We start from the raw sequence: 4702 nt of genomic DNA on the forward strand, positions 1-4702 counted from the left end.
TACAACCGCTCGCAGACCAACCTGGTGCGCAAGTCCACGGACTTCGTGGCCAACAACGGCGTGGACCAGTACTACCTGGGGCCGCAGCTGGGCGAGGATGACTCGGGCTATCCGATCTACGCGCCCAACCTCGACCGCTTGTACGTGCCCATCGACCGGTCGCTCTATAACAGCTTCAGCGACATCAACCGCGCCGTGTCGCAGTCGTGGAATCAGAACCTCACGCTGACCCTGACCAATCCCAGCCTGCTGCACCTGCCGGCCGGTGACCTAGGCATGGCCGTCATCGCGCAGCGCAGCCACGAGCGCTTCATGAACCGCTCGTCCAGCGAGCTGTCCGACGAGGGCTATTTCCGCGGCCAGGCCGGCTCCACCGTGGCGCAGGGCAGCCGTGACGCCAAGGCGTTTGGCGCGGAGTTTCAGGTGCCGTTGCTCGACACGCTGACCGCCAACGTGTCGGGCCGCTGGGACCGCTACAGCTACGCCGGCGAAGGCGACGGCAAGCTGACCTACAAGCTGGGCCTGGAATACCGCCCCGTGGACACGCTGCTGCTGCGCGGCAGCTACGCCACCGCGTTCCGTGCGCCCAACATGTTCAACCTGTTCTCGGCGCACTCCAGCGGCTATTCGTCGGCCACCGACTATTATCTGTGCCGCCTGGCTGGCTTCAATTCCAGCAACTACGACGACTGCCCGCAGTCGGGCCTGGGCATCCTGGCCTCGTCCAGCGGCAACACCAAGCTGAAGGACATCACCGCCAAGTCATTCACCTACGGCTTCGTCTGGTCCAGTCCGGACAACTCGCTGAGCTGGTCGGTGGACTACAACGCCGTGGTGATCAAGAACGAGGTGCAGACGCTCGGCAACGACGAGATCCTGGAGACGGAAGCCAACTGCCGCCTGGGCGTGTCCGAAAGCGGCCAGACCGCGTACGACATCAACTCACCGACCTGCCAGGAAGTGCTGGGCGAGGTGACCCGTCGTTCCGCCAACGACCCCGTCACGCCCAATGGTGTGCAGGAGATTGCCACCTATCCCATCAACGTGGCGCGCGAGCGGCAGACCGGCATCCAGTCGCAGGTGGATTATCGCTGGCGCGCCGGCCGCTTCGGCGACTTCGTGGCGGGGCTGTCGTACTACGACGCGCTCACGCACACGTTCAAGGAGAAGGCCGGCGATCCGACCTACGACTACCTGTGCTGCGCCAACTCCAACGAGTTCAAGAGCCGCGTCAACGGCAACATCACCTGGAGCATCGGGTCATGGAGCACCACGATCTTCGGCATGCGTGACGGCAGCATGTGGAACCACGTGGGCACGGCAAAGAACCTTGGGCCATGGATCCGCTGGAACGGTTCCACCACGTTCCGCTTCAACCCCCTGGCGTCGATCACCTTCACGGCCAACAACATCTTCAACAAGCGCCCGCCGAAGGATCGCACCAACGGCGACTGGCCGTACTATGACGTGACCAACTACAACGCGCTGGGACGCGAGTTGTGGGTGCAGATGAACCTGGACTTCGGGCTCTGATGCATGACGGGGCGGCCTTGCGACCGCCCGGTGCGTCCGTCGGCGTCCATCGCCACCGCAGCGTTCCGGACTATCCCCCCGGCGCGGGCACTTCTTATGCAGCCGTGGGATCTAGCTAGCACTGGTGCATTCTGGAAAATGGGTCGTCGCCTTCGCCCCCAGAATTGCCCTGTATTGCCAGATGTCCAGACCAGGCGGTTTCCGAGAGGCGAAGATCATGTTCACCACTACTGCAGAAGTGCTTCTGTTGGTCGTTGCGGCACTATTCCCTGTACTGAATCCGTTCGGCGCTGCCCTGATTGCCCAGGGCATGATGGTCAATCTGGACGACACCACGCGCAAGAAGCTTGCGGCCGCCGTGGCTTTGAACTGCCTGCTGATGCTTGCCGGAGCCACCCTGGTCGGAACCTACGTGCTTGCCTTCTTCGGCATTTCGATTCCCGCCCTTCGCGTAGCCGGTGGTGTAATGCTGGCAGTCATCGCTTTCCGCCTGCTGATGGCTCCCTCCGCCGACGCCGCCGCACCGTTGCCACGGGAAACGGCGCTCTCCCAGGCCTTCTATCCACTCACCCTTCCTCTGATCGTCGGACCAGGTTCCATTTCTGTCGCCGTTGCGATGGGCACCGAGCAGATCAACACGACTTCTCCTGCCCATTTAGTGGGCGCGATCCTGGGTCTCGTTCTACTTGCAGCGACCATCTACCTGTGCATGCGGTACGTGGAACGGCTGTGCCGCTTTTTCGGGACCGCACTGGCTAGGGTCATAGAACGACTCTCGTCATTAATCCTGTTGTGCATCGGCATGCAATTGGGATGGCATGGCATCGCGCAACTTGTTGGCATCCAGACATGAAGTCGGTTCGTGGGCGTGTGTCATCCCGCCGGGCCTGAGGGACCTGAGGTTTCCGATTCAGAACCCGCTTCGATGCGCCTTGGCCACGAAGCGCGTGATCGCGTCGGCCAATAGCCGGGGCTCCTGGTACATCAGCGCGTGACCGCCCTGCGGGACGACATGCAGGGTGGCATCGGGAAGCAGCTTCGCCAGGGCGTCCGCGTTTCGCGGGGAGAGCACCGCATCCTGTTCGCCCGCGACGACCAGAGCGGGAACATACACGCGTCCGAGCGCATCGGCGGTGGCATTGCTCTTCCACCACGTCGATATCGCGCGATCCTGAGCGGCCGCCACCTCCGCATCGACCCTGACGCGTCCATAGTCGGCCGGCACGAACATCTCGGTGCGGAAACACTTCACCGCCTGCGCACGCGCGACCGGCGGGAACAGCACATCCATGATGGCTTGGAAAGGCGACGCTGATGCGCCCGATAACACAGCCACGGTCGCCGGCGACACCGGCGTGGCGTATGCGCCGGGCGGCGCGGTGGACAAAAGTACCAGCGAATTGACCTGCGACGGATGGGCGATCGCCAACTGCTGGGCCACCATGCCGCCCATCGACCAGCCGATCACGTCCACCCTGCCCAGCTTCATCGTATCGATGAAGGCGCTGACCACGCCGGCCATGTCCTGCATGTCGTCGGGCACACGTGTAACCCGGGACCGACCGACTCCGGGGTTGTCGATCACGATCACCTCGTGGTCGACGGCGAGTGCCTCAAGGAAGGCGCTGTTCCACTCCGACAAGGTGGCGCGGTAGCCGGTAACAAGCAGAAGTGGCGTGCCGCGCCCGAAGCGGTAGTAGCCCACCGGCCCGGCCGCTGTCGTCGCCGTACCCTGCCGCAGTGCGGAGTCCACGCGCGAGGCGCCCTGGCAGGATGCGTCCGGCACGCGCGCCGGTGCAGGGCCGGCGCCCCAGGCCAGCGCCGCGGCGGCAGCCAGCATCGTGGCAGTCAGCCATCGTTCCACCCGACGCCGTTCGCGCTGCGTTCGCGTGGCCTTGCCGCGCCCGGATGGCTTCAACATGGGGCTGCTCCCAGCGAATTTTCTCGATGCCGCATGGTCGCATGCGCAGACCGGCGGATTTGCCGGTTCGCCCGGTTGCTTTCAAAACAGACGACAGGTGCGTGGAATCGGGTGATCGCAGTCGGCTGGCCACCACGGAGGGGCTTGGTGGGCCCCGGGACTCGAACCTGGAACCAATCGATTATCGGTCCTTGCTCTCACCGTTGAGCTATAGCACCGCGCGGGGAGGGAGTTTGGCGAGTGCTGGGGTGGCAAGCCGCTCGCGCGTCGGAAACTTGGCGTACGCTGACGATGAGGCATGCGCCGAAGAGCACGCGAGCCGCTCATTCCATGACAGAGCGCCACCAGGCCGAACCGGATCGCGGCGAGTCCAGGTCCACCCGTTCGCCCATTTCGGGAGTGGCCAGCGACACGCCACGGGCAGCCGCCAGCGCCGCGATACGCTCGAACGGTTCCTGCCATACGTGCATGGCCAGGTCGAACGTGCCGTTATGGATCGGCAACAGCCAACGCCCGCGCAAGTCGATGTGGGCCTGCAACGTCTCTTCCGGTTGCATGTGCACGAAGGCCCAGCGCGGATCGTAGGCACCGGTTTCCATGAGCGTGAGATCGAACGGGCCGAACTTCTCCCCGATAGCCTTGAAGCCATCGAAGTATCCCGAGTCGCCGCTGAAGAACAGGCGGAAGTCCCCATCCTGGATGACCCATGAGGCCCAAAGGCTCCTGTCGCCATCGCCCAGTCCGCGTCCGGAGAAATGCTGGGCTGGCGTGGCGGTGAATCGAAGCCCGTCGAGATCGACCGACTGCCACCAGTCGCGCTGTTCCACCTTGTCCGGATCGAGGCCCCACGCCACGAGCTGGTCACCGACGCCCAGCGGGGCAAGGAAGCGGTTCGTCTTCGCCGCCAGCCGGGTGACGGCAGCGCGGTCGAGGTGGTCGTAATGGTTGTGCGAAAGAATGACGCCAGCCAGGGGCGGCAATTCGTCGATAGCGACCGGCGGAGCATGGAATCGTGCCGGGCCTGCCCATTGCACCGGCGACGCCCGCTCCGAGAACACCGGATCGGTGAGCCAGTATCGTCCGCGCAGCTTCAGCAGCACGGTCGAATGCCCAAGCCGGTAGAGGCTTCGATCGGGTGCCGCATCCAGTTGCGCGCGCGTCAGGGAACGCAAGGGTATGGGACGGTCGGGAACCGTTCCCTTCGGCTTGGCGAAGAAGAAGGACAGCGTCAGCTTCAATCCTTTCCAC

Annotated in this window: 4 protein-coding genes; 2 read left to right on the forward strand and 2 right to left on the reverse strand. The window is 64.2% G+C overall.

Annotated features, from left to right (window positions below):
* Together ACR9ZH_RS18310 and ACR9ZH_RS18315 are read left to right on the forward strand one after the other, a co-directional pair.
* Positions 1–1533 (forward strand): TonB-dependent receptor domain-containing protein (locus ACR9ZH_RS18310; RefSeq protein ID WP_481292196.1); only part of this gene is annotated, 1533 nt, incomplete at its 5' end.
* A gap of 217 nt (positions 1534–1750) precedes the next feature.
* The gene (locus tag ACR9ZH_RS18315) at positions 1751–2386 is read left to right on the forward strand and encodes a MarC family protein (protein WP_481292197.1); all 636 of its coding nucleotides are present in this window, start codon (positions 1751–1753) and stop codon (positions 2384–2386) included.
* Between the two features lie 57 nt (positions 2387–2443).
* Here ACR9ZH_RS18315 and ACR9ZH_RS18320 read toward each other — a convergent pair whose 3' ends face one another.
* Complete coding sequence (locus ACR9ZH_RS18320) at positions 2444–3454, reverse strand: alpha/beta fold hydrolase (RefSeq protein WP_481292198.1); 1011 nt, start codon at positions 3452–3454, stop codon at positions 2444–2446.
* A 323-nt stretch (positions 3455–3777) separates the two neighbouring features.
* Positions 3778–4702, reverse strand: a 925-nt coding sequence (locus tag ACR9ZH_RS18325; RefSeq protein WP_481292199.1) for an MBL fold metallo-hydrolase, incomplete at its 5' end; no start/stop codon positions are given.

The sequence above is a fragment of the Luteibacter sp. SVR4-7G genome (assembly GCF_056755555.1).